This window comes from Tardiphaga sp. P9-11 (assembly GCF_008329525.1).
GTDB lineage: Bacteria > Pseudomonadota > Alphaproteobacteria > Rhizobiales > Xanthobacteraceae > Tardiphaga.
On sequence record NZ_NPKQ01000002.1, the window covers coordinates 570,187 to 595,324 of the forward strand.

26 protein-coding genes are annotated in these 25,138 nt (G+C 62.5%); 13 read left to right on the forward strand and 13 right to left on the reverse strand.

What is annotated here, in order from left to right; translation table 11 throughout:
• Positions 1-27 precede the first annotated feature (27 nt).
• Positions 28-747 carry a peptidoglycan-binding domain-containing protein gene (locus tag CIW50_RS09030; RefSeq protein ID WP_246664199.1) on the reverse strand — a complete coding sequence of 240 codons (720 nt, stop codon included), beginning with the start codon at positions 745-747 and terminating at the stop codon, positions 28-30.
• The gene (locus CIW50_RS09035; RefSeq protein WP_149531567.1) at positions 740-2,542 is read right to left on the reverse strand and encodes a PAS domain-containing sensor histidine kinase; all 1,803 of its coding nucleotides are present in this window, start codon (positions 2,540-2,542) and stop codon (positions 740-742) included. The genes CIW50_RS09030 and CIW50_RS09035 overlap by 8 nt, the downstream gene beginning before the upstream one ends.
• Before the next feature lie 448 nt (positions 2,543-2,990).
• On the opposite strand from CIW50_RS09035, the gene CIW50_RS09040 reads away from it, so the two are divergent.
• Both CIW50_RS09040 and CIW50_RS09045 read left to right on the forward strand, forming a co-directional pair.
• Positions 2,991-3,380, forward strand: a complete 390-nt coding sequence (locus CIW50_RS09040; protein ID WP_149530918.1) for a DUF5330 domain-containing protein — start codon at positions 2,991-2,993, stop codon at positions 3,378-3,380.
• 91 nt (positions 3,381-3,471) lie between these two features.
• On the forward strand, positions 3,472-3,900 hold the full coding sequence (locus CIW50_RS09045) for a SufE family protein (protein WP_149530919.1): 429 nt from the start codon (positions 3,472-3,474) through the stop codon (positions 3,898-3,900).
• On the opposite strand, the gene CIW50_RS09050 is transcribed toward CIW50_RS09045, so the two are convergent.
• The 4 genes from CIW50_RS09050 to CIW50_RS09065 all read right to left on the reverse strand — a co-directional run bounded on the left by CIW50_RS09050 (position 3,897) and on the right by CIW50_RS09065 (position 6,434).
• Complete coding sequence (locus tag CIW50_RS09050; RefSeq protein ID WP_149530920.1) at positions 3,897-4,493, reverse strand: DUF6456 domain-containing protein; 597 nt, start codon at positions 4,491-4,493, stop codon at positions 3,897-3,899. The genes CIW50_RS09045 and CIW50_RS09050 overlap by 4 nt on opposite strands.
• Positions 4,494-4,521: 28 nt before the next feature.
• Positions 4,522-4,851 (reverse strand): hypothetical protein, encoded by a 330-nt coding sequence (locus CIW50_RS09055; protein ID WP_149530921.1) that lies wholly within the window; start codon positions 4,849-4,851, stop codon positions 4,522-4,524.
• A gap of 153 nt (positions 4,852-5,004) precedes the next feature.
• The gene (locus tag CIW50_RS09060; RefSeq protein ID WP_149530922.1) at positions 5,005-5,418 is read right to left on the reverse strand and encodes a Ros/MucR family transcriptional regulator; all 414 of its coding nucleotides are present in this window, start codon (positions 5,416-5,418) and stop codon (positions 5,005-5,007) included.
• A 158-nt stretch (positions 5,419-5,576) separates the two neighbouring features.
• Complete coding sequence (locus CIW50_RS09065) at positions 5,577-6,434, reverse strand: hypothetical protein (protein ID WP_149530923.1); 858 nt, start codon at positions 6,432-6,434, stop codon at positions 5,577-5,579.
• Between the two features lie 353 nt (positions 6,435-6,787).
• On the opposite strand from CIW50_RS09065, the gene CIW50_RS09070 reads away from it, so the two are divergent.
• The gene (locus CIW50_RS09070; protein ID WP_149530924.1) at positions 6,788-8,437 is read left to right on the forward strand and encodes a glycosyltransferase family 39 protein; all 1,650 of its coding nucleotides are present in this window, start codon (positions 6,788-6,790) and stop codon (positions 8,435-8,437) included.
• Positions 8,438-8,484: 47 nt separating this feature from the next.
• On the opposite strand, the gene CIW50_RS09075 is transcribed toward CIW50_RS09070, so the two are convergent.
• Positions 8,485-9,198, reverse strand: coding sequence for a DNA helicase (locus CIW50_RS09075; protein WP_149530925.1), 714 nt, complete (start codon positions 9,196-9,198; stop codon positions 8,485-8,487).
• 229 nt (positions 9,199-9,427) lie between these two features.
• Between CIW50_RS09075 and bla the strand changes: the two genes are divergently transcribed.
• The gene (gene bla, locus CIW50_RS09080; RefSeq protein WP_149530926.1) at positions 9,428-10,297 is read left to right on the forward strand and encodes a class A beta-lactamase; all 870 of its coding nucleotides are present in this window, start codon (positions 9,428-9,430) and stop codon (positions 10,295-10,297) included.
• On the opposite strand, the gene CIW50_RS09085 is transcribed toward bla, so the two are convergent.
• Positions 10,257-11,204 (reverse strand): DMT family transporter, encoded by a 948-nt coding sequence (locus CIW50_RS09085; RefSeq protein ID WP_149530927.1) that lies wholly within the window; start codon positions 11,202-11,204, stop codon positions 10,257-10,259. The genes bla and CIW50_RS09085 overlap by 41 nt on opposite strands.
• Before the next feature lie 109 nt (positions 11,205-11,313).
• Between CIW50_RS09085 and pdxR the strand changes: the two genes are divergently transcribed.
• Positions 11,314-12,825 (forward strand): MocR-like pyridoxine biosynthesis transcription factor PdxR, encoded by a 1,512-nt coding sequence (gene pdxR / locus CIW50_RS09090; protein WP_149530928.1) that lies wholly within the window; start codon positions 11,314-11,316, stop codon positions 12,823-12,825.
• Here the strand turns inward: pdxR and CIW50_RS09095 are convergent.
• On the reverse strand, positions 12,800-13,516 hold the full coding sequence (locus CIW50_RS09095; protein ID WP_149530929.1) for a DJ-1/PfpI family protein: 717 nt from the start codon (positions 13,514-13,516) through the stop codon (positions 12,800-12,802). The two genes, pdxR and CIW50_RS09095, sit on opposite strands and share 26 nt — an antisense overlap.
• 61 nt (positions 13,517-13,577) lie before the next feature.
• Here CIW50_RS09095 and CIW50_RS09100 point away from each other — a divergent pair, with 61 nt between their 5' ends.
• Positions 13,578-14,582, forward strand: coding sequence for a GlxA family transcriptional regulator (locus CIW50_RS09100; protein WP_149530930.1), 1,005 nt, complete (start codon positions 13,578-13,580; stop codon positions 14,580-14,582).
• A gap of 138 nt (positions 14,583-14,720) precedes the next feature.
• A complete protein-coding gene (locus CIW50_RS09105; protein WP_068734284.1) occupies positions 14,721-15,500 on the forward strand; it encodes a class II aldolase/adducin family protein in 780 nt (259 codons plus the stop codon).
• Positions 15,501-15,655: 155 nt separating this feature from the next.
• On the opposite strand, the gene CIW50_RS09110 is transcribed toward CIW50_RS09105, so the two are convergent.
• The 3 genes from CIW50_RS09110 to CIW50_RS09120 form a co-directional block, all read right to left on the reverse strand.
• Entirely contained in the window at positions 15,656-15,871 is a 216-nt protein-coding gene (locus tag CIW50_RS09110; protein WP_149530931.1) for a hypothetical protein, read from the reverse strand.
• A 65-nt stretch (positions 15,872-15,936) separates the two neighbouring features.
• Positions 15,937-17,340, reverse strand: a complete 1,404-nt coding sequence (locus CIW50_RS09115; RefSeq protein WP_149530932.1) for a M20/M25/M40 family metallo-hydrolase — start codon at positions 17,338-17,340, stop codon at positions 15,937-15,939.
• Positions 17,341-17,352: 12 nt separating this feature from the next.
• Positions 17,353-18,645, reverse strand: coding sequence for a glycosyltransferase family 87 protein (locus tag CIW50_RS09120; protein WP_149531569.1), 1,293 nt, complete (start codon positions 18,643-18,645; stop codon positions 17,353-17,355).
• Between the two features lie 308 nt (positions 18,646-18,953).
• Here CIW50_RS09120 and CIW50_RS09125 point away from each other — a divergent pair, with 308 nt between their 5' ends.
• Positions 18,954-20,114, forward strand: coding sequence for a glycosyltransferase family 87 protein (locus CIW50_RS09125; RefSeq protein WP_172980276.1), 1,161 nt, complete (start codon positions 18,954-18,956; stop codon positions 20,112-20,114).
• 46 nt (positions 20,115-20,160) lie between these two features.
• On the opposite strand, the gene CIW50_RS09130 is transcribed toward CIW50_RS09125, so the two are convergent.
• The gene (locus CIW50_RS09130) at positions 20,161-21,783 is read right to left on the reverse strand and encodes a helicase HerA-like domain-containing protein (RefSeq protein ID WP_149530934.1); all 1,623 of its coding nucleotides are present in this window, start codon (positions 21,781-21,783) and stop codon (positions 20,161-20,163) included.
• Between the two features lie 368 nt (positions 21,784-22,151).
• On the opposite strand from CIW50_RS09130, the gene CIW50_RS09135 reads away from it, so the two are divergent.
• The 5 genes from CIW50_RS09135 to folK all read left to right on the forward strand — a co-directional run bounded on the left by CIW50_RS09135 (position 22,152) and on the right by folK (position 24,967).
• On the forward strand, positions 22,152-22,517 hold the full coding sequence (locus CIW50_RS09135) for a DUF2267 domain-containing protein (protein ID WP_149530935.1): 366 nt from the start codon (positions 22,152-22,154) through the stop codon (positions 22,515-22,517).
• Between the two features lie 59 nt (positions 22,518-22,576).
• Positions 22,577-22,984, forward strand: a complete 408-nt coding sequence (locus tag CIW50_RS09140) for a DUF4332 domain-containing protein (protein WP_149530936.1) — start codon at positions 22,577-22,579, stop codon at positions 22,982-22,984.
• A gap of 280 nt (positions 22,985-23,264) precedes the next feature.
• Entirely contained in the window at positions 23,265-24,110 is an 846-nt protein-coding gene (folP, locus tag CIW50_RS09145; protein ID WP_149530937.1) for a dihydropteroate synthase, read from the forward strand.
• Positions 24,107-24,472, forward strand: coding sequence for a dihydroneopterin aldolase (gene folB, locus CIW50_RS09150; RefSeq protein WP_149530938.1), 366 nt, complete (start codon positions 24,107-24,109; stop codon positions 24,470-24,472). The genes folP and folB overlap by 4 nt, the downstream gene beginning before the upstream one ends.
• A 3-nt stretch (positions 24,473-24,475) precedes the next feature.
• Positions 24,476-24,967 (forward strand): 2-amino-4-hydroxy-6-hydroxymethyldihydropteridine diphosphokinase, encoded by a 492-nt coding sequence (gene folK, locus CIW50_RS09155; RefSeq protein WP_149530939.1) that lies wholly within the window; start codon positions 24,476-24,478, stop codon positions 24,965-24,967.
• Positions 24,968-25,138: the final 171 nt, after the last annotated feature.

Here is a 25,138-nt window from a genome sequence, read left to right on the forward strand (position 1 = left end):
GACGATAAGCCAGCCGCCGGGCTGGCGCTAGTCGATCGCGCGGCCGGTGACGGTCGCGAGTTCGCGGACCATCCGGTCCGATACCTGCCCGGTCACCGGCAGCTTGCGCTCACGCTCGAAGCGCTGGATGGCGGCCGCGGTATCGGAGCCGACATTGCCGGTCGGCTTGAGCTGGCCATAGCCGTATTCGGTGAGCGCACGCTGCACGGCGGCCACGCGGCGGGTATTGGTGATGAGGTCGCCGAGCGGATCGGTGCGCGTCGCATTCGGGATCGCCGCCGGTGGGCGCGCCACCGCGCCCGTGGTCGCCGGTGACGCCGGCGCTTTCAGGAGATTGCCGACCGGATCGGCCGCGCGCTGTTCGACAGGCTTGGCCGCGAGTGATGGCTTCGGCTCGTTGGCGCTGTTGACCGGCTTGGAATCCAGCATGCGGGAATCGAGCTTGGTGTCTGACGACGCAGCATCCAGCGGACGAGGCTTGGGCAGCGGATTGGCGACCTGCGCCGGTGCCGGAAATGCAACGACGGTGCTGGAACCAAACATCGGGGACGGATGATGGCCCTTCTGCAGGAAGATCGCATTGGCGATGATGGCGCTAACCGCGGCGAATGCGATCAGACCGGCCACCATGTCCTTCGGGCTGTGCAGCAGCATGCGCAGGACGATGCCGCGCTCCGCGGGCTCATCGACGATGGCAACGGCACGGCCGCGTTTGGACTTGGTCGCTTTGGAACTGGCTTTAGGCACTCTTCTTCACCTGATGGGCTTGGTCGATTGGCGCGGTGCGCGCTGCGGGATTCAAGGTCGCGACGTTGCTGGCGCGTTCTGCCTGCGGCGTGAACTCCAGCGGCAGTGTGATCGTGACGGTGGTGCCTTCGTCGATCCGGCTCTGCACCTGCATCTCGCCACCATGCATGCCGACAAGGCTCTTCACAATGGACAGACCGAGGCCGGTGCCTTCGTGGCGTCGCTGATAGGTCTTGCCGGCCTGGAAGAACGGATCGCCGATGCGTGCGAGATCGTCCGATGCGATGCCGACGCCGGTATCGCTGACGCGCAGAATCAAGCGTGATCCTTCGACGCCCGCCGCCACGGTGACGCTGCCGCCGCGCTCGGTGAACTTGATGGCATTGGACACGAGGTTGAGCAGTATCTGGCGGAATGCGCGCGGATCGCCGTTGACCTCCGGCAGATCCTTCGGCGCATCGGTGATGAGATCGATGCCGTTCTCACGCGCCTTCAGCGCCAGCAGATTGCAGCAATTGATCAGTGCGGGACGCGGCGCGAACGGCTCCGGCGAAATCTCGAAATTGCCGGATTCCAGCTTCGACATGTCGAGGATGCCGTTGACGACCGACAGCAGGTGCTGGCCGGAATCGTTGATCAGCTGGGCATATTCCTTGCGCTTGGTCGCATCGAGCATCATCAGCTCTTCCTGCACCAGCATATCCGAGAAGCCGATAATGGCATTCAGCGGCGTGCGCAGCTCGTGGCTCATGGTGGCCAAGAATCTTGTCTTCGACGCATCGGCGCGCTCGGCCTCGATGCGGGCCTGCGCCAATGCCTCTTCCTGCAGCTTGCGATCGGTAACATCGCGCAGCACCGCGACGACTTCCGCATCGGCATGGGCCAACGACGTATCCGCGCCCTGCTCCATCGGCCGGCAGCGCATTTCAACCCAGATGAATTCGGCGCCCGACGGACGCATGCGATCATTGCCGCGCACGACATCGCGGCGCAGGCGAAATTCGACGCTGCGGGCTTCGCCGCCACGCGCGGCGTTGGACAGAGCGGTGAGATAGGCCGGGCGATCCGCAACATGGACGCGATCGAACAGGCCATGGCCGAGCAGCCGTTGCGCCGGGGCGCCGACCAAAGCTTCAGCCGCCGGCGAAATGAACTCCACGGCGCCATTGTGACGATGGCGCGAGATCACGTCGCTCATATTGCGCGCCAGCAGGCGATAACGATCCTCCTCGACATAGAGCAGCGAGACGCTGGTGCGTGCCAGCGATTCCGTACCGAAGGCCAGACCCGCGGCATAGATGGTGGCGGACGCAATACCAAAGGCCGTGAAGACGCCATGGCTGGCGACACCGGCTTCGGATGCGGGCAACCAATCAAGGCCGGTCAGCACGATGAGAATGCCGACGCAGGACAGTGCCAGCGCCGATGCAAAGGCAACGATGCGACGCGATGCCGAGAGCGCCGCCTCGATCGGCACCACGACAAGCCAGATCGCCGCGAACGAATTGATGCCACCGGTGGAGATCGCCATCATCATCACGAGGCTGGCGAGTGCGATGGACGACAGTACCTGTGCGCTTTCATAGCGACCGGTGCGCGACAGAAAATATGAAACGAGGATCGGCGCCATCAACCAGGCAAAGGCCGCAACCTCGATGGCGTTCGGCGCGCCGCGCAGCGCGAGATAAACAGGAAAAGCCGCGAAGGCTGCGAGGCTGCCGAGCAGGCGCGGCGCCATGAAGGCGCGATGACGCGCGCTCGTCAGCGCATCGTAGCGCACTGAGGGGTGCAGCATGGCATCAAGGCAGTCGCGGATGATGGTCGATACTGTCACTGCTCTCGCTTCGGCTTGGTCGTCAAATTCAGACGCGCCGAAACGCCTCCTTTTATCGTTGCGCCAACGTGTCAGAGCGACATTAAGCGAACACTAAAGTGACCGCCGCGTTCGCCATGCCTAACGCGCAAGTGCTGATTTAAGAGGAGTTTTCGCATTTCCATTCGGCAACGATGGTGAACGAGTAGTTTCCATCGCCGCGCCCATATGGTTTCGAAAGTGTGCATCCCCAACATCGGGTCGGAAAACGCACGCATGGGCCATCAATGGAAAATTTACGCCAAACCGAATGAAGCGAATTTTCGTCGATTTAACCGCATCGCAAATACTTGCAGTTTATCGACGGCTGCTAACTTCGATCCCAATTGCGACAAATCGCAACGGTTCGAAGAAACTAACGGGGTTCGCGATGTTCTTCCTGCTTCGCATGGCATTCTGGCTCGGGCTCGTGCTCGTGCTGCTGCCGAGGGACAAGACGCCAGAGTCGGACAAGCTGCCTCAGATCGGCGCGTCCGATGCGGTATCGGCTGCGAGTGCAGCGATGTCCGACATGGCGCAATTCTGCAAGCGCCAACCGGCAACCTGCGAAGTCGGCGGCCACGCAGCCACCGTGATCGGCGAACGTGCCAAGGACGGCGCCAAGAAGATCTACCAGATCATCACCGAGAAGAAGCCCGATACCACCGGCTCGATCGGTGGCGAAGGCGAAGATCAGAGCGCGGTTGCCATGGTGAAGCCCGACACGCTCACCCAGGACGACCTCGCCGCCGAGTGGCAGCCGCCCACCGTTGCGCCCTAAACGGCTGATTGCGGCGGATATTACCGCAAACGGCGGTCGCTTTCGGCGCTGTTCGTCCCTATATAAGGCCTGACATTGCTTGCAGGCCCCGATGACCACGATTGACGATATCCGCGATAATTTCGAGCTGCTCGAGGACTGGGACGACCGCTACCGGTACGTCATCGAACTCGGGCGTACCCTCACGCCGATGCCGGATGAGGAACATTCCACCGCCAACAAGGTCAATGGTTGCACCAGCCAGGTCTGGCTGTCGCGCCAGGTCGCCCGCGACCACGGCGAGCCGGTGCTCAGCTATCTCGGCGACAGCGATGCGCATATCGTTCGCGGGCTGATCGCGATCCTGCTGACGCTGTATTCGGGCCGCAAGGCCGAGGATATTCTGGCCACCGACGCCATCAAGGTGTTCGACGAACTCGGCTTCAAGGAACACCTCACGCCGCAGCGCTCCAACGGCCTGCGCGCCATGGTCGAGCGCATCCGCCGGGACGCCACCGAGACGCTGGCGGCGGCGAGCTAGGGCGTGAACGCCGCATCATCTGCGAGCCAGGTTCGAACTTTCGATGGCTGTCCCCTGACCTCGGTGGCGAAGCCGTAATGCCGCGCGAGGCGATCCAGCGCGAGTTGCAACACGACCTTGGCGGAACGCGCCGGCCACTTGCGTTCACGCTCGACGTCTTCGAGGCCGCGCAGAAAACAGCACACATCCATCAGAACCCCTGAAAATTCGGGACCGCAGGCCTCGAGCGCCTGACTGACGCGCTGGCGCGACGTCACCACGATGTCTGTCATCTCGCCGGGACTGCTGCCTGCCCCGCGTGGGCGACCACCGGTCGACGCGGCCCAGTTCGCCGTCATGCGCGGGGCCATATTGCCGCGCGTGAAATCGGCGCGCAGCTTTTCGCCGGCAATGAACTGATGCGGGCTGATCATGGCGCGGCCATCGCGGCCCTTGCGCCGCGCCAGCCAGCCGAGCGGGCTTTCGCTGTCATTGACGAGAACGCTGGCGACGCCCTCCTCAGTGAGGATCTGCCGCGTTTCGAGCGACAGATGCCGGGCGCGGTGACGGTCGACGTGGTCGGAATGTTTGGTGGTGCTGCGGGATGTTTTCATCGGGGCGACTCCATTTAGGATAATAAGCTCACATCCCAAACTGCCCGGCAAGCGGAATTTTAGACTTTATTCCTTTTTGGCTTTTATTCAACAGAAGCAGTGCCTTCGCCCAATCGCTCAAAGCCGCGACATTGTGAAAATCAAGCGGGTTTCCGGTGGCGGCTGCGATTGATCCGCAACCGCGCGCGAAGAGTTCACCGCAGTCCTCGGCCACGACCTGCGGGCAAAGCGCACTCCGTCTGCGACAAATCCCTTCGAGAATTCGCGGTACGGTATCGATGCGCTGGATAGCATCGACGTCCGCTGAAAGTCCCCCATCATGCCCGCCAAGTTCAGTATCGCCTGCCTGCGTTGTCACACACCAATTGCGCGTAGCGGGAGATGCATCCCGCATCCTGACGTGGAACTTTCTTCGTCTCTGATTTGTTCTATATTGGTTCCTGAGGATGGAACCTGACTTTATTGCTTGGCTTTACTTATGGGGATTACTTGCCCAGATCGCTCGCTCAGATCACTTACGCCGGCGGCGCTGCTGGCCAAGCCCCATTTTCTTGGCGAGCTGCGAACGCGCCACCGCATAGTTCGGTGCGACCATCGGATAGTCAGCCGGCAGGCCCCATTTCTCGCGATACTGCTCGGGCGTCATCGAATACTGCGTGCGCAGATGGCGCTTCAGCGACTTGAAGCGCTTGCCGTCTTCGAGACAGATCAGATATTCGGCGGTCATGGACTTCTTGACGGATACCGCTGGCTTCGCCGGTTCAGCAGCAACTTCCGGACGGCCGCTCGACACCCGAACCAGTGCGGCGTGAACCTGACCGATCAGCGCCGACAGTTCGGCCGCCGGGGTCGGATTATTGCCGACATAGGCCGACACGATCGTCGCCGTGAGATCGATGAAGCTCTTGCCAGCAATGTCGTTCATGGTTGCGTCGTCTTTCAAGGATTGGAGCCGCACTTTACTTGGTAATCATGCGGGCATTGCAGCCACGAGGGCAACAATGACGTATAGCGCGCCGGCTTTATTCTGCGTGCAAGATTAGTCGAGATCAGCTGAAAGTGACCGCAACGGGCTGAATGGCGTCAGCCCCTGTTATCGAGATGTTCGCGCAACTCGTCGATCGAGGCGAAGCGCATCATGCCTTCGGGCATCTGCGCCTCGATGGAGCCGTCGGAATACAGCGAATAGGCCATGCCATCGACGACCCCCGATTTCAGCACGGTGACGCCCGATGCTTGCGGCGGCTCCTCGGCCGGCGTCGGCGGAACGTAGCGATCCGGAATCAGCGCGGCATCCGGCAGCTTGTCGCCCGGCGAGGACGGCGTACGGGCGGCGCGGCGGATCGCATCGGAACGCGACCGATCGGGCTGCGGCCAGGCGTCCTCGAAATTCTTCGACGGCTCGGCGGGCGCTTCCGGCTTTGGCATTGCGGCCTCGAACGCGGCTGCCGCTTCAGCCCGCTCCCGTTCGCGGCGCGACGACTGGAATAGCAGATTGCGGCGCTTCGGCTCTTCCGGCTCGGGCGCCTCGGTGGCGGCAAGCCGCTCGCGGTCACGCAGTACCTCGTCTTGCCACGGCGGCACGCCGGGCTCCGGAGCGGCCGGCCGCGCGGCGGGCTGGTCGCGACTGAACAGCGGACCCGGCACAGACGCGTCATCCGCCTCCTCGGCATCGTCCGACTGGGCAGTCGGCAGGTTCAGTTCCCGCCGTGGCAGCCGGGGCGACGTAGCCGGTTCCTCGATCTCGCCCTGCGGCCGGAACTTCTTCAACTCCTCAACCGCAAGCGCCATGCTGACCATGATCAGGCCGGTGCAGGCCCCGACCGTTCCGGTCAGGATCAGCGTGTTGCCGAAGCCGAATTCCTTGACCGGAATTCCGAAGCCGATCGCGGCAAGGCCCGCCAGAATGACCCCGATACCGGCAATCAGCAGCAATTTCATAGTGTTCGAACTCCTCGACGGACCACTCGCGAGTCTCGTCACGGGTGCCACGATAACGTCATATCGCGTACACCGCCAAACGGCATTTTGCATTCATCCCTTGTACATCGGCCCAATGGTAGGTTTTGGGAGAGTTTTCTTCCACCGGAGACAACAGATTTGGGACAGCCCGCACCGATCTATCGCTAACCGGTAAAGCTTTTACCTTGTCCTGTTTGTTGCAACGCATTAAGAAATTTCAGCCACAATTCTCAATTACTTCAAAAGAGAAAGTGCGCTATATCGATGCCGGGGAAACGAGGCTCAAAGAGCGCTAAAGCCGAGCCATTGGGGACACCGGGTTATCCATCGCCATGTCATCGATTACGATTGCGGCCATCGACACGCCAGTAAGGCGCTCGGTGGAACGGACGTGTGACGACCTCGCCATCCTGGCGCTTGTCGTTGTCAGTATCGTCGCAAGTTTCACCTTCCGGGACTACGGGCTCGGATGGGACGACTATACGCACGCTGAATATGCCGATCTTCTATTGAAGATGTACGGATCGGGCTTCACCGATACCGGCGCTTTGTCGTTTGCAAACCTCTACATGTATGGCGGCGGCTTCGATATGGCGGCCGCGCTTCTGCACAAGATTATCCCGCTGGAGCTGTTCGAGACACGACGCCTGCTCGGTGCAATCGTCGGCGTCATCGGCCTCGGTGTCACCTGGCGCCTCGGCCGTCGGGTCGCCGGCCCCGTGGGCGGTCTTGCGACGCTGCTGCTGCTGGCGCTGTGCCCGACTTTCTACGGCCACATGTTTATGAACCCGAAGGATGCACCTTTCGCCGTGGCGATGGTCATCCTGATGCTCGGGCTCGTTCGCCTTGCGCAGGAATACCCGAACCCGTCGCCGCGCACGGTCCTGATCCTCGGCCTCGGCGCCGGCTGCGCGATCGGCTGCCGCATTCTCGCCGGCCTCACAGTGATCTATGCCGTGATCGGCTTCATCCCGCTGTGGATCGAAGACGTCCGCACCCATGGCGCACGCGAGAGCGTCCACCGCTTGCTACATGTGCTCTACGTGCTGCTGCCGGGTATCGCTTTCGGCTATCTGGTCATGGGCCTGATCTGGCCGTGGTCGATTCTCGAGCCCGCCAATCCGCTGCGCGCCCTCGGCTATTTCTCGCACTTCTTCGAGAAGCCGTGGAAGGAAATGTTCGACGGCGCGATGATCTCGGTGCCGGACATGCCGTGGTCCTATCTGCCGACGCTGTTCGCATTGCAGCTTCCGGAAGTGCTGCTCGCTCTCACCTTCGGCGGTATTGCACTGACCATCATGTCGCTATCGCGTGACAGCGTGCCGGCGCGGCGTAAGACCATCCTTTTGATGCTCACCTTTGCCGCCATGTTGCCGCTGGCAATTGCCATGGTGAAGCGCCCGGCGCTGTATAACGGCATCCGGCACTTCATCTTCGTGATCCCGCCGATGGCTGTACTGGGCGGTGCCGCATTCGCGGCGCTGATGGACTGGCTGCGTGTCAATCATCGCGGCGCGCAGGCCGCGGCCGTCGCTGTGTTCTCATTCGGCCTGATGCTGCCGATGGCCGAGATGATCCGGCTGCATCCGTATCAGTACACCCACTTCAATTACATCGCCGGCACCGTGCGCCAGGCCGATGCGCTCTACATGCTCGACTACTGGGGCCTCGCGCTGAAGCAGGCATCTGACGCGCTGAAGGAGCAGATCACTGAACGGCAGGAAAGCCCGCCGGCCGGCCGCAAGTGGAAGGTAGCCGTGTGCGGTCCACAACGCCCGGCACAGGTCGCCCTCGGTCCCGACTTCACCATCGGCTGGGACAGCCAGTCCGCCGACTTTGCGATGACGCTCGGCGAGTTCTATTGCAAGGGCCTCACCGCCCCCGTGATTGCCGAGATCAAGCGCGACGACGTCGTCTTCGCCAAGGTCTACGACATCCGCGGCAGCAGCATTTCGAGCCTGCTGGCGATTCCCGCTCCTTAAACATTCCGGCGCCTCAGGCGCCGGAATACCAGAAGCTCACGCGCGCTTTAACGCGCCGCCTGAAACCTGATATCGCCGTTGTTCAGGAAGCACGTCTTGCTGAACAGGCCGAGGTCGATAGGATTCGGCAACCGGACGTCGTCCAGATCGGGACATGGCTTCACGGCCGGATCGTAGGACCGGTGGATCTGCGAGATAAAGACGAAGATCAGCCCGCGCTCCCTGGCGAACGACTGCAGTGCGCGCACTTGCGCCATCAAAGCCGGGTTCTCGCGTTTCTGATCGAGCAGTTGCAGATAGTCGATCACCACCAGCGTGCCGCGCGGCGCGTCCGCCAGTTTCCGGGCGACGTAATCGGCGCAGATATCGTCGGAATTGTCGAATTCGAACAGAGTATCGAAACGTGCCCTGTCCACACCGATGGCACTGAAACGGTCCAGCACGTCCTTTTCAGCGTATTCCAGCGAGAAGAACACGCTGCGATGGCCGGATTGCATCGCCTCCACGGCGAGTTGCAAGCTCATCAGCGTCTTGCCATGGCCCGGGCGCCCCCCGACCAGCACGAGATCGCCGGGAGACAACTGTTCGAACAGTTTCGCTGCGGGTGTCTCCGAAGACATCCGCGCCACGAGCAGGCTCCAGGCAGCAAAGCCTTCTCGCACGGCGATCCGGTCGAGTGCCTCGTGCAGCGGAATGTTATCGGTGCGGGAGAGAAGCTTGGCCTTGCGCTTCAATTGATAGACAGGCGCAGAAAGACGCATCGAGAGAACCTCCTGGTGCGAGCGTTGTCACAACCCCTCCTTATGCTTGATGCTCGAACAGTTGGTTCGGTGATCAGAGAGCCCGGTACGATCGATACTTTCCCGATGGAGGGGGGAGGCGTGGGCCGCGCCAGAATCACAGTGTAGCGCAAACCCCTCTCCGGCGAAATTGCGGACTTCCCAAATCTCCCGCCATCAATTCTCCCTCTTCCTCCGCAAATGACACGCCATGATCATAAATCGACGGACATTGCTGGCGGCTGCGCCGGCGCTCGCAGTGTGGCCCGCTCTCGCAAAAGAAAAGGCAAAGGACGCACCGGCAGCGTTGCAAACTTATGAACGCGATACTGGCGGACGGATCGGCGTCTATGCCGAAAATCTGAAGACGGGCGCGAAGATCGAGTGGCGCGCCAATGAGCGTTTCGTGATGTGCAGCACGTTCAAGGCCTCGCTCGCCGCCTGCGTTCTCGCCCGCATCGACCGCGGCGAAGACAAGCCCGATCATATGATCTCCTATGCCGCCGCAGACCTCCTGGAATACGCGCCGGTTGCGCGCGACAATCTCGCCAAGGGCGCGCTCTCGGTCGCCGACATGTGCAAGGCCATCGTCGAGCTCAGCGACAATGCATGCGCCAATATGCTGCTGGCGCGCGTCGGCGGCCCGGCCGCCCTCACCGCCTTCTGGAGCAGGACCGGCGACAGCGTCTCGCGCCTCGATCACAACGAGCCACTGCTGAACCGCTCGCGCCCCGGCAATCCGCAGGACACGACCACGCCTGCTGCGATGGCCGGCAACATCAAACGCTTCGTGACCGGCGACGTGCTGACATCAGCCTCGCGCGATCGGCTCACCGACTGGATGGTGAACTGCAAGACCGGCGACAAGCGCCTCCGCGCCGGGCTGCCAAAGACATGGAAGATCGGCGACAAGACCGGCAATAACGGCAAAGACGCTGCCGGCGACATCGCCGTGACCTGGCCGAAGCCGGACCAGCCCATCGTCATCGCCGCCTATACGCAAGGCGGCGCGCCGACGGCCCCGCAATTCGAGACGGTGTTCAAGGCGATTGGCGAGATGGTCGGGCGGCAACTGGGATAGGCTGCACAACATCCGGCGTCCGGCGCGACATCGTTCCGATAACAATCCCGCCAAGGATCATGGCCATGGCGGCGATCAGCGACAGCTCGATCGCCTCGCCGAGCACCAGCGCGGAAATCGCAACGCCCATCACCGGCGTCGCCAGCAGGCCAAGCGACGTGATAGTCGCCGGCAGGCTGCGGTTGATGATCACCATCGCCCAATGCGCGAGCGCCGTGCCGAAGATCCCGCCGAACAGCAGCGCTCCGACAAGTTCGCGCGTCCATGCGATATCAGGGACACCTTCGCGGATCAGCGCCAGCATCGTCAGCAACACGCTCGCGAGCAGCGCCTGCCAGAACACCAGTTGAAACGGCTCGGAGATCCAGCGGTGGCCGCGGACATAGACGATATTCGCCGCCCAGCACAAAGCCGCGAGCAACAGCAGCCCGCTGCCGATCAGCGCATTGCCATTGCTCCAGTCGAATGCCGACGGATTGAACATGACCGCGATGCCGGCAAGCCCGAGCACGATGCCCGCGAGACGTTCCCGCGGAACGGGCTCACGCAGCAGTAGCCACGCGGCGGGCGCAACCCATAGCGGCGTGGTGTAGCCAAGCACGATGGAGCGCCCGACCGGCACGAATTGCAGGCCGAAGGCAACCAGCGCCGAGAACGCACTCATATGCAGCACCGCGATGCTGACGATGACAGGCAGGTCGCCGCGGCGTGGCACGATAAATTGCCGGCGCGCTAGTACGACGACCGCCAGAGCGAGCGTGGCCACCACGGCACGCAGCGCCACCGACCACAGCGGCGAAATGTGCTGCACCAGAAACTTCGTCAGCGTCCAGTTCAGCCCCCACATGGTCACGACGACGGCAAACAGCAGCAGCGCCGTGCGGCGCGACAGGGGATGTTCGGACATGGCTTCATCTCGCGGCTTCGGTGCATGACGCACTCGACAGACCGGGAACACTAGGTTTTACTGGCCCCAATCAAAGATCCATTCCAGTAAAAATGACTGAGCCAGTTTGATGGGCGACATTCTCGCGGGGCTGATCGATATCGAGCGCGAATCCGCGAGCGGCGAAACGTTGACGCGGCAGCTCTACGATCAGCTCCGCGCGGCGATCCTGAGCGGCGCGCTGCCCCCGGGCCATCGCCTGCCGTCGAGCCGCGAATGTGCGCAGCAGCTCGGCCTCGCGCGCAACACAGTCTCCACCGTCATCGATCAACTAGCCATGGAAGGCTATCTCGACGTCGCGCAGGGACGACGCCCGACGGTCGCCGCCGCCGAAGACAAGCTGTTGCTGACCGGACGCCCCCTCGCGCGCAAGAAACCCAAACCACTGGTGATGTCGCGCTGGGCCGAGCGCGTGCAGAAGTCAGACTGGCCGTTTATCAACAAAGGACGACCACTGCTGCTGGCGCCAGCGCTGGCGGACGCACGGCTGTTTCCCCACGACATCTGGGCGCGTTGCCTGCGCCGCGCGGCGCGGCGCGGGTCAACGGGCGATCCCGCCATCAACCGCGCTTCGCTGCGCAACGCACTGCTCCGCCATCTCGTCGCGTATCGGGGCGTGCGGGCCGAGGCGCGACAGATCATCCTGATGCCGTCGGCGCAGGCTGCACTCGAACTAATTGCCCGCGTGCTGCTTGATGCCGGCGATCTCACCTGGGTCGAAAGCCCCGGCTATGGCGGCGCATATGCCGCGCTGGATGCGGTCGGGGCGACCATCCGCGGCATTACGCTGGACCGCAGCGGCCTCGCCTTCAAGGGCCGCCGCGATCGCCCGCGCCTGATCTTCGTCACGCCGTCGCATCAGCATCCCACCGGGCGGCTGATGCCGGTCAGCCGTCGGCAACAGTTGCTCGGTTTCGCGAACGACATCGGCGCAGCGATCGTCGAGGACGACTACGACAGCGAATTCCACTATGATGGGCGCCCTGTCGCCGCCCTGCAGGGCCTCGATGACAGCGGCCGCGTGTTCTATGTCGGCACCTTCTCGAAACCGATGTTCGCGGACGTCCGCAGCGGCTACGCCATCGTGCCGCCGGATCTTGCTGATCTCTTCGAAAAGGCGCAGCGCCACGGCAGCCATATCGTGCCGGCGCCGGTGCAGGATGCGCTGGCCGAATTCATCGACGACGGCCACTTCGCGGCGCATATCCGCAAGATGACGCGAATCTATCACGACCGGCGCGATCACCTGCTGCAGGCGCTGCACACGCATGCGGGCGATCATCTAACGATCGAGCCACCGGCCGGTGGCATGCAGCTTCTGGCCCATCTCGACCCGCATCACGACGACCGCGCCATTTCGGCGCGCCTTGCCGAGCTTGGCGTGACAGCCCGTCCGCTCTCCATGTATTTCGCCGGACCTGTCGCAGGCCAGGGATTGTTTATGGGCTTTTCCGCCTGGAACGAACAGGAGATCGACAAGGCCGCCGTCATCGTCGGACAGGTGCTGCGCGACACCGCCGCGCGGCCGCACTCGCCGAGTCAAATGAGAACGCAGCTCACTCCGCCGGTGTCGGCACGATGATGCCGAGCTTCGTCGCGATGCGTTGTGCGGTGGCCTCGCGTTGCGCGGTCATGCCGGCCACGGCCGTTCGTGCCTGCTGCAACACAGCAGCCGGTGCCGTCTCCGGCGTGCCGCTGTCGAACGGCGGCTCCGGTGCATATTCCATGTAGAGCTGGATGCCCTTGGCCACGTCGTCGCCGCGCAGATTGGCCGCGAGACGCAGCGCGCCATCGATGCCGGAAGTGACGCCGGCAGCAAAGATCCAGTCGCCGTCGATCACCACGCGCTCGTTGACGGGCGTTGCGCCGAAATAGCGCAGCAGATGAAATGACGCCCAATGGGTGGTCGCGCGGCGCCCCATCAGCAGGCCGGCGGCACCGCAAATCAGCGCGCCGGTGCAGACCGAGAAGACGCGCGCATGTCCGGCCTGCTCGCGGATCCAGTCGAGCACTTCCGTATCCTCCATGAGCGCTTCCTGACCGAAACCGCCGGGGACATGCAGCACATCGAGCTTTGGCGCGTCCGCAATGGCGGCGTCCGGCGTCAGCCGTAGGCCCCTGATGTCGCGGACGGGAGCAACCGTCTTGCCATAGACGCGATAGGTCGCATTCGGAATCCGCGACAGCACTTCGAACGGGCCGGTGAGATCGATCTGGTCGAGGCCGTCGAACAGCAGCGAGCCGATCTGGAGATGCTGGTCTGGCGGGATCATCGGTTCCTCCGAATATTTGTGAGTGGACAAGCCGACCCTAGCCCGGCACAGTCTGGCGGAAATGCCAAAGACCCCTCGTTCTCCGCCAAAGGCTGTTTTGACGAACCCGCGCGTTATCGACGTGCTGGCGTTCCCGTCGGTGCAATTGCTCGACGTTTCAGGCCCGCTGCAGGTTTTCGCCTCGGTCAACGAGATCATGCTGCGCGAAGGTAAGCCTGCGCCCTATGCATTGCGGGTGATCGCGCGCGGCGGCCGTGGCGTCACTGCCTCTGCCGGGCTCGGGCTGGCGGCGAGCGATCTGCCACGCCCCGCCGAGCCGATCGATACGCTGCTGATTGCCGGCGGTCCCGGCGTCCATGCCGCCGCCTCCGATCCCGCTATGATCGCATGGGTGCGCAAGCGCGCGGCCAAGGCGCGCCGCACCGCCTCGGTCTGCACCGGCGCCTTCCTGCTCGCCGCGACCGGCCTGCTGGACGGCCGCCGTGCCGCAACCCACTGGTCATGGTGCGCCGAACTTGCGCAGCGCTTTCCCGACGTGCATGTCGAGTCCGATCCGATCTTCGTGCGCGACGGCGCGTTCTGGACGTCAGCCGGCGTGACCGCAGGGATCGATCTCGCGCTGGCGCTGGTGGAGGAAGACCTCGGCCGCAGCGTGGCGCTGATGGTGGCGCGTCATCTCGTGGTGTTTCTCAAGCGCCCCGGCGGCCAGTCGCAATTCAGCGCGGCATTGTCGCTGCAGACCGCGGACGACAAATTCGGCGCGCTGCATGAGTGGATCGGCAAGCATCTCGCCGACGATATCTCGCTGCCGATGCTGGCCGAACAGGCTGGCATGAGCGAGCGCAGCTTCAGCCGGCATTATGCGGACGCCACCGGCATCACGCCCGCCCGCGCGGTCGAGCAGTTGCGCGTCGAAGCCGCGCGGCGTCTGCTCTCGGAAACGAAACTGCCGGTGAAACGCATTTCGCAACGCTGCGGCTTCGGTTCCGAGGAAACCATGCGGCGCAGCTTCCTGCGATTGCTTTCTGCTACGCCGCAGGACTATCGCACGCGTTTCAGTTCCTGAATGTCACGATCGAGCCTTCTGGCGCCCGGAAAGCATGTCTGCTGCGCAAACCGTCCGGCTTGCTGCCCCGCCGGAGCGGGACTAGGCTGGCATCAGCTAAACGCCAAAACACTGCCAGTCAATCCGGGAGCACTCACCATGTCACCAGCCGAAGCCCGCCTCAAGGAAGTGCCGTCGCATATGAGCGAGGGCGAATGGGCCCAGCGCGTCAATCTCGCTGCGGCCTATCGCCTCGTTGCGCTCTACGGCTGGGACGATCTCATCGACACCCACATCTCCGCCCGCGTGCCCGGCCCCGACCATCACTTCCTGATCAATCCCTACGGCCTGATCTTCGAAGAGATCACGGCATCGTCGCTGGTCAAGGTCGATCTCGACGGCAACCAGCTCTCCGAAAGCGAATACAGCATCAACCCGGCCGGCTTCACCATCCATTCGGCAATCCATGAAGTCCGCGAGGACGCCGGCTGCGTGATGCATCTGCACACGCCGGACGGCACCGCAGTGGCTTCCTGCATGGAAGGCCTGCAGCCGCTGAACCAGACCGCCCAGCTCGTGATTCCGGAACTCGCCTATCACGACTATGAAGGCGTCGCGCTCGATCACGACGAGCGCCCGCGCCTGCAGAAGGATCTCGGCACCAAGAACGCCATGCTGCTGCGCAATCACGGCACGCTGACCGTCGGCCGCTCAGTCGCCTCGGCCTTCGAGCGCATGTATTATCTGGAACGTGCCTGCACCATGCAGGTCCGCACCCGGATGCTCGGCCCGACCGCCTATCCGGTCGACCAGATCGTGATCGACAAGAACGCCGAACTGGTCTCAAACCCCGAGAGGTCGGAGCTGCGCTCCACCAAGCTCGTCTGGCCGCCGATGCTGCGCAAGCTCGACCGCCGCGATCCGTCTTACAAGACCTGAGATTTGGTGCTATAGAGAGGTCACATACCTCTACACAGTGATTCAAAACGCCGTCCAATTCCGGGCGGCGTTTTCTTTTGTGCGCTCGGCCTACATTCGTCATTCCGGGGCGCGACGCCATTCGGCGGTCGCGAACCCGGAATGACGAGTGCGCATCACGGCCGCATGAACGCGAAGTCCGTATCAGGATCGCAGTTGTCGGCAACGAAACGCAGCTCCGACTGCACGTCAGTCACGCTCCTGGTTTCGAGATATTTCGAGACCACGAGATTCACCAGCGAGCGGCAGACATTGTCCTGATCGACCCCGGCGGCCAGTGCTGCCGCCATGGCGGCAGAGAAATGAGTATTGGCGATCTCGCTTGCGGACATTGCGTCCTCCCTTTTATCGTTCGACCACAAGAACCCCGTGCGACCATTGATGTGGGTCAAGCCGATCAGCGCGGCACATCCGCCAGTGCGGCAATGATCCGCGCCCACGACCGGATGCCCTTGTGGAAGCTCTTGAGGTCGTACTTCTCGTTCGGCGAATGGATGTTGTCGTCGTCGAGGCCGAAGCCGATCAGGAGCGAGTCCAGACCGAGCGTGCGCTTGAAGTCGGCGACGATGGGAATCGACGCACCGGAGCCGATCAGCAGCGCCTGCTTGCCCCACTCGTCGGTCAGCGCATCGCGGGCAGCGGCCAGCGGCTTCATGTTCCAGTCGAGCGCGATGGCCGGCGCGTTGGAGTGATCGAGAAACTCCGCTGTGCAATCGCCCGGCAGTTGCGACGTGACGAAAGCACGGAACGCATCGCGGATCTTGCCGGGGTCCTGGCCCTCGACGATACGGAACGAGACCTTCGCCGAGGCATGCGAGGCAATTACCGTCTTGGAGCCCTCGCCCGTATAGCCGCCGACGATACCATTGATGTCACATGTGGGGCGCGACGTGATCTGTTCGATCAGTTCGCGGCCCTTCTCGCCGGCCGGAATAGAGAGACCGATCGGCTTGAGGAAGCTCTCCGCGGTGAGACCGAGGCCCTTCCACTGCGCCAGAATATCGGCAGGCAAATCCTTCACGCCATCATAGAAGCCGGGAATGGTGATGCGGCCATTGTCGTCATGCAGCTTGCCGAGAATATTGGTCAGCACGCGGATCGGATTGCGCGCACCGCCGCCATAGATGCCGGAATGCAGATCGCGATTGGCCGCGGTGATCTTCACCTCTTCATAGACGAGCCCGCGCAGCGACGTGGTGATCGCCGGGGTCGACGGATCCCACATGCCGGTGTCGCAAACCACCGCGAAGTCGGCCGCAAGATCCTTCTTGTTGGCTTCGAGGAACGGCACGAAATTCTTCGAGCCGACCTCCTCCTCGCCTTCGATGCAGATGGTGAGATCGATCGGCAGCGAGCCCGTGACATTCACCCAGGCGCGGCAGGCTTCCACGAAGGTCGAGAGCTGGCCCTTGTCGTCCTGCGCGCCGCGCGCAACGATGATGTCGCGGCCATCGGCATGTTTGGTGACCACCGGCTCGAACGGCGGACGATGCCACAGGTTCAGCGGATCGACCGGCTGAACGTCATAATGACCATAGAACAGAACATGCGGACGCTTGCCGGTGTTGCCCTTGGCGGTGGCGATGATGGCCGGATGGCCCGCGGTCGGCCGTACCTCGGCGTTGAAGCCCAGGCCCTCGATCTCACCGGCCAGATGTTTTGCGGCCGCCTTGCAGTCCTCGGCGAAAGCCGGATCGGCGGAAATCGACTTGATCCGCAACAGCGCGAACAACCGCTCCAGAGCCTTGTCGAAATCGGCATCGACGCGATCGAGAACAGATGCAAGCTGCGTATTGGACATGAGCGAATTTCCTTAAGCGTGATGGTCCGGAACTTCGGTGGAATCTAGCAGCACCGGCGGGTGGTGCATATGCCAGATCAGGCCGCCTGCCAGCAGCGCGGTCGCAAGGAGATTATTGCCCCAGGCCTGCAGCATCGCCGGGAATACCGGGATCGACAGCGCCATCAGCACACCAATGATGCCAAGCAGCCACCATGTCCCGGTCCGTACATTCGGCCTGGGATCATCGGCAGCGCGATGCATCAGCACCGTGAGCGGCAGGAACAGCCACATGAAGTAATATTGCCGCGCCAGCGGCGATGCCACCGTCATCAGGCAGAACAGCACGCCGAGCTCTTCGGCACGCGACCGCGGCGTGAGTTTCGATCGTGGCAGCAGCGACCAGATGAAGCCGAGGCCGATCAGGCCGGACACCGCGAGCACGATCAGGTTCGCGGTTTTGTAGCTGACATCGATCACGTTCATCGTGGCCGATCCACGCTTGCGATCGTCCTGGAAATAATCGATCGGGCGCACCAGGCGATGCGTCATCGCGATGATCGACTGATTCACCCAGGACCAGTTCTGCTCGTCGCGCTGGCCGAAGCCCTTCTCGGAGCTGGAGCCGACCATTTCGGTGTACCAGGTCTTCACCTCGGCAGCATTGCGCTCGAAGCCGCGAAACGGCGCTGGCACGACATACAATAGCAGCAGCGTGCAGATGATCATGCTCGCGGATGCCGCCCAGTGCCGCCGCCAGATCAGATAGGGCAGCACCGCCACCGGAAACACCTTGATGGCGGTCGCCAGCGCAAACATGCTGCCGCCGAGCCATGGCCGATCCTTCTGCATCCACCAGAAACCGAGCAGCATCATCGCCAGCAGCACCAGATTGGGCTGGCCGAGATCGTACATGTCGAACACGAAGGTGATGGTCGCAAAGCCCGGCAGCGCCGCGAGCCACGCCGCCGGAATCTTCTTCGAGCCGGTCATGGCATTGGAGAGCTGGCTGGTGATCGCCCAAGCCGCCGAATTCAGGATCGAGAGCAAGAGATAAAGCGGGACCTTCCCGAACCAGCTCGGGAGCGCCAGCAAAACTGCCGACAGCGGCGGATAGATGAAGTCCAGCGCGCCATTGGTCTTCGCCTCATAGAGCGGCGCACCATGCAACACCTGCCGCCCGGCCCAGAACCACAGCGCATAATCCTTGGTCTTGCCGTTGCCGAAGATTTCCGGAACGAGCACATCCGCCGTCAGCAGAACGCAGGTCAGAAGAAACAGTACGTCCAGCGGCTGCCGCAAGGACGGCCACCGCAAAACCGGCATTTCGCCGTCACTTTTCGTCACTTCGCAGTCCCGCTTCAAAGACCCGCCGGCACGGCGCGGTTCAGACCGCGGTGGGTAGCAGATGGCGCTAAGCCTGCAAACCATTGGTGGCTGAAATGAACAATCACGCAGCGAAACATTAAGCAACTTGTAGTTGTAATAAAACGTCCCTAGGGTTCCCAACGTCGTCACCTTGATAGCGGGGACCATAAGACATGACTCGCGAATTTCTCCGCCGCCATTGGGCCTGGATCGCGCTGATTATTGCTGCAGTAGCCTATTATCCTCGCTTCGTTCATCCCGGCGGCATGCTGATCTACCGCCATGCAGCCGAATGCGTCTGGACTCAACAAATCCTGCAAGTTTGCGACCTGTCCTTCACCTACCCGCCAGCCTTCGCTTTTGTGATGCTGCCCTTTGTAGCCCTGCCCATGTGGCTGGCCGTATTGGTTTGGTACCTGATCACGCTGAGCTGCACGGCGTTGAGCCTCGTGCTATGCAAGCGACTGGCGCTTAAAGTGATACCCGGAATATGGGAAGGCAAGGATCTCCTCTGGTTCGAAGTGCTGAGCTTTCTTATCAGTCTTAAGTTCATTCTCGCCGTCTATGAGGATCAGGCCTACGACTTGTTCGTACTTCCCTTCACACTGTACGGCATCTGGGCGTTGGTGAAGCGGCGCGACCTCGCTGCCGGCGCATCGCTGGCGGTAGCCGCTGCTCTGAAAGTGACGCCGCTGATCTTCCTGCCCTATCTGCTGTTCAAGCGCCGCTTTGCTGCGGCGGGCATCTTCGCCATCACGCTGATGGCGGTATCATTCTTGCCCGACATCTTCTTCACGCCGCAAGGCGGCGCGCACGGCTATTTCATAACGTGGGTCCATGAGGTCGCCGCCCCCGGCGTGTTCGAGAATGCCGCGGCGACGAAGTATGCGTTCTGGGATACGGCCAACCCATACAACCTGTCGCTACGCGGAATGATCGCCCTCGGCATCGACCAGACCACCTCGCAACAGCATTTCATGGTGATCCTGCGCAGCGTTCAGATCATCTTTATCGTCGCGATCGGCTCTCTGTTTCTGATGGCGCTCGGCTGGGAAATGATCGCCATCGAAGGTTCGCTGCTGATTATTGCCATGCTGATGCTGTCGCCGATGTCCGGTCGCGGGCATTTTGTGCAATTGATGCTGCCTTACTGCGTGCTGGTCGCCGCCTGCATCCGAGACCTGCAGACACGATGGCTCGGGATCGCCGTACTCGGTCTCAGTTTTGTCCTCTGCACCGGCATTCCCAGGGACATCGTGCCCCGCGCATTTACCGAGTTCATGCGTATGCACAGCGACATCGGCTGGGGCACATTGGTGTTGACCGTCTATCTGGCGACAATTGTCCGGTACCCACATCGGTGGGGCATCGCACGGTCGCAAACGAATGCGCTAGAGACGATTGAGAATACGCCCGTGACGGCGTGACTTCCGCGCAACGAGGACAAGAGACGGGAGACCGACGCTAGACAACCTACCGCTTCAAAATCCCGCCAAGCGTGCCGCGAACGATCTCGCGGCCAATCGAGCTTCCCAGCGAACCGCCGATCTGCTTGCCGACATTGGCGACGATGCCGCCGACCACCTTGTTGGTCACGCTGCGGGTGACGCTCCGCGCAATGACCTGGCCGGTGGAGAGCCGGTTGCGGCCGGTACTGGTGCCGAAGATGGTGCCGACAATGGCACCGAGCTGACCCAGGAATCCCCCGCCACCACCGCCCGCCGCGTCGCCAGCCTCGGCGGGTGCTGCGGCTGTGCCGGCGATCCGCTTCTGCAGCATCTCGTAGGCAGACTCGGAATCGATTGCGGTGTCGTATTTACCCTTCACGGGACTCGCCGCGAGGATCGCCTTGCGCTCCTCGGGCGTGATCGGCCCGATCCGTGCCGTCGGTGGACGCACCATCACGCGTTCGACCATTGCCGGCGTGCCATTGCCTTCGAGGAACGACACCAGCGCCTCGCCCTTGCCGAGTTCGGTAATGACCGTGGCCGTATCGAGTTTCGGATTGGCACGGAAGGTCTGTGCTGCCGCCTGCACCGCCTTCTGATCGCGCGGTGTGAAAGCGCGCAAAGCGTGCTGAACGCGATTGCCCAACTGGGCGAGTACGCGATCGGGCACATCGATCGGGTTCTGGGTGACGAAGTAGACGCCGACGCCCTTGGAGCGGATCAGGCGCACCACCTGTTCGATCTTGTCGAGCAGCGCCTTCGGGGCGTCGTTGAACAGCAGATGCGCTTCGTCGAAGAAGAACACCAGCTTAGGCTTCGGCAGGTCGCCGACTTCGGGCAATTCCTCGAACAATTCCGAGAGCAGCCACAGCAGGAAGGTTGCGTAGAGGCGCGGGCTCGACATCAGCTTGTCGGCAACGAGGATATTGACCATGCCGCGGCCATCGCGGTCGGTTTTCAGAAAATCCTTCAGTTCCAGCGCCGGCTCGCCGAAGAATTTATCAGCGCCCTGGTTCTCCAGCACGAGCAACTGGCGCTGGATGGTGCCCACTGTCGCCTTGGTGACATTGCCGAAGCTTGCAGCCGACTTGCGGACATCGGCAAGCGGATCGACCTCGTCCTTCTTGGCGGTCATCGGCACGATGGCATCAAGCAGCGAGCGCAGATCCTTCATGTCGAGCAGCGTCAGGCCGTTTTCGTCGGCAACACGGAAGGCCACGTTGAGCACGCCTTCCTGCACATCGTTGAGATCGAGCAGCCGCGCCAGCAACAGTGGCCCCATTTCCGAGATCGTGGCGCGCACGGGGTGTCCCTGCTCGCCGAACACGTCCCAGAACACGGTCGAGAACTGATCGGGCTGGAACGTCAGCGCCATTTCCTTGGCGCGTTGCAGGATGAAGTCCTTGCCCTCGCCGACTTCGGCGATTCCCGAGAGGTCGCCTTTGATGTCCGCGGCGAACACCGGCACGCCGGCGCGCGCAAATCCCTCTGCCATCACTTGCAGTGATACGGTTTTACCCGTTCCCGTCGCGCCGGTGACGAGACCATGGCGATTGCCGAGGGCCAGCGTCAGCCACGCCGGTTGTTCCCCCTTGCCGATGAAGATCTTGTCGTCGGTATCGCCTGACTTCGGTTCGGTGGTCGCCATCGGATCGCCTCTCGCGCGCATCAAGAAAAATATTTCAGAAAAATTTTGCGGCTCGCCATGATCTTACCGCATGTTCCCGAGCGATTGAAACGCAAAGCGTTCCTGCCACACCTGAAACCGGATCGTCGTTCCAAGCACGATACTGCAAGCCGCAATTCTTTTTCTGTTTCCAAAGTACGGCCTTGTCGCATCTGCGAACAATTGACCAAAATTTCACGTTTGCTCTTGCATTGGTGCAACACTCGATGTGCGATCATGCTGAATTGCTCGTTGGGCGGGTTAGCATGCTTGTAATTCGAATCGCAGCGGCTCAAGATCGTTTTTCAACATAAGGGCATCGGCACTTAACCGGTGTGAGGCGGGGCATCATGGACGAATTGATCAAAGTGCTGACTGCAAAGGTCGGCATTGATGAAGTTGTGGCTGAAAAGGCCATCGGTATCATCCTCGGGTTCCTGCGCAAGGAAGCACCGGCTGCGCCGGTCAATGCGCTGATCGAAAATATTCCGGGTGCGGATGCAGCCATCGCATCGTCGGAGGGCGGCGGTGGATTGAGCAGCCTGATGGGCGGCGGCATCATGGCCCTGGGCAGCAAGCTGATGGGTCTTGGCCTCGGCATGGGCGAGATCCAGAGCGTCGCGCGCGAACTGTTCAAGTTCGGCCGCGAGAAGATCGGCGCCGATGCCATGGACGAGATCGTTGCCGGCACGCCCGGCCTGAGCCAGTTCTCCTGACCGTCTATTGCGTCGGCAGCCGCGCGTAAGCGTCAAGCATCTTCATACGTCCGAGTATCATGACATATCCCATCTCAAAGATTGACGGTTTGACGGCGTTCGCCGCGACCAAACTGAAAAAAGCAGGCATCCGCACCATGGAAGGGCTGCTGGACGCCGCTCACTCCGCCAAGTGCCGCAAGGAACTCGCCGCCAAGACCGGGTTCAGCGAACAGCAACTGCTCGAATGGGCGAACCTTGCTGACTACCTGCGCATCCCTGGCATGGGCAAGGCCAAGGCCGAGCTGCTCCGCGCTTCCGGCGTCAATACGGTGCGCGAATTGACCTACCGCAATCCCGCCCGCCTCGCTCTGGCGATGCGCGAGGCCAATGACAAGCGCAAGCTGATCCGGGTGCTGCCCTCGGAGAAGTCGGTCGGCGATCTGATCGAGAAGGCCCGCAAGCTGCCGCTGAAGATTTCGTACTGAGTTGCTGACAACGACGCTCCTCATCTCCTCCCCCGCACTTGCGTAGGGAGGCCGGCCGGCCAACAGGCCGGTCGGGTGGGGGGTGGTGCCGCTTACATAGCTGCATGTGTGGCGCCCCACCCGTCACGTTTGTTCGCTTCGCTCTCAAACGCACCACCCATGGCGGACGAATTCGTCCGCCAGACCCCACTGCGCGCCGCTTCGCAGCGCTTGGGGGAGGGAAAAGAAAGCGTCGTCGCCCCACCTTGACTCCCTCCCCCTGACCGCGCAAAGCGACCTCATGATCGCGCGTCCGACCACGTCTGCTCCGACGGCCCACCCGGTGCTGGCCGCGCTGCTGGCATCGCCGGTGCCTGCCGTGATGGGCATCCTGAATGTCACCCCGGACTCCTTCTCCGATGGCGGCCAGTTCGATGCGCCGGAGCGCGCGCTGGCACAAGCCCGGCACATGATCGCCGAGGGCGCTGACATCATTGACATCGGTGCCGAGTCCACGCGGCCCTACGGCTCGCAGCCCGTCACCGGTGACGAGGAATGGGCACGGCTCGTGCCGGTGCTGGCCGACGTCATCGCGCTCGGCACGCCAGTGTCGATCGACAGCATGAAAGCCTCCGTCGTCGCGAAAGCGCTCGCCGCCGGCGTCGCCATCGCCAATGACATCTGGGGCCTGCAGCGAGATCCCGACATGGCTCGCGTCGTCGCGGAGCACAACGCGCCTGTCGTCGTCATGCATAACCGCGACACCGTCGACGGCTCCATCGATATCATCGCCGACATCAAGGACTTTTTCGCACGCTCGCTGGAGGTCGCCACCAGGGCCGGCATTCCCGAGAGCCACATCGTTCTCGACCCCGGCATCGGCTTCGGCAAGACGGCGGAGCAGAGCATGATCGCGCTGGCGCGGTTCGACGAGTTGAACAGTTTCGGCCTGCCGGTGCTCATCGCCGCCTCGCGCAAGAAATTCATCTCCACCATCGTGCCGTCCGAGCCGCAGCAACGCATCGGCGGATCACTCGCCGCGCACTTGCTGGCGGTGCGGCTCGGCGCCAAGATCGTCCGCGCCCATGACGTCGCGGAAACCGTTCAGGCCCTGCGCGTCACCGCAGCCATCGAGGAACTAAGATGACCGACATGATCTTCATCAAGGGCGTATCTGTGCACGCGCATCACGGCGTGCTCGATTACGAAGGCGTCGTCGGGCAGCGCTTCGTCATCGATCTCGAACTCGATGCTGATATCGACCTTGCCTCGCGCAGCGACCGCCTCGCCGATACTGTGTCCTATGCCAATGTCGTCGCCACCGCGATCGCCGCTTTCAAAGACACCAATTACAAGCTGCTGGAGCGCGCCGCAGGAGCGGTGGCCGATGCGGTGCTCGCGGATTTTCCGCGCATCAGCTCCGTCAAAGTCACCGTGCACAAGCCGCATGCGCCGATCGCCGCGATCTTCGACGATGTCGGCGTGGTCCTGCGCAGATCGCGGATCTAGCCGATGGCCAGCGTCCTCATCGCCCTCGGCGGTAATGTCGGCGATGTCCGCATGACATTCCGCAAGGCCATCAGCAATATCTGCGGGATGACGCAGGCCGCGCTGATCGAACGCTCGGCAGACTACAGCACGCCACCAGTGGGTGACGTGCCGCAGGACCACTTCGTCAATGCGGCAGTCGAGATCGAGACCGATCTCGATCCGCACGCGCTGTTGTTCACACTGCACAAGATCGAACACAAATTCGGCCGCAACCGCGTCGCCGAGGGGCACTGGGGTCCACGCCCGCTCGACCTCGACATGATCGCCTATGACGACGTCGTCATGGCCAAGCCGGAACTGCACCTGCCACACCCCCGCGCCATCACCCGTGCCTTCGTGCTGGTGCCGCTGGCCGAGATCGCCCCGGACCGGGTGATATCAGGCAAGACCGTGAGCGAACATCTGAAGGCCCTCTCGACCGACGGCATCAAGCGGCTGCCGGATCCGGATTGAGCGCCAGCCTCTCCGCGTCGTCCCCCTGGCACGCCGAAGGCGGCGACGACGGGCCGGTTTGCAGGCGTTTCCAACCAATCTGGTTCTGTTCCCACGCGCCAATTCCGCGCAGGCCCATGTCGTAACGGGCATTGGCAACCCCTTCGTATCATGGCATTTTCCGGCCAATCA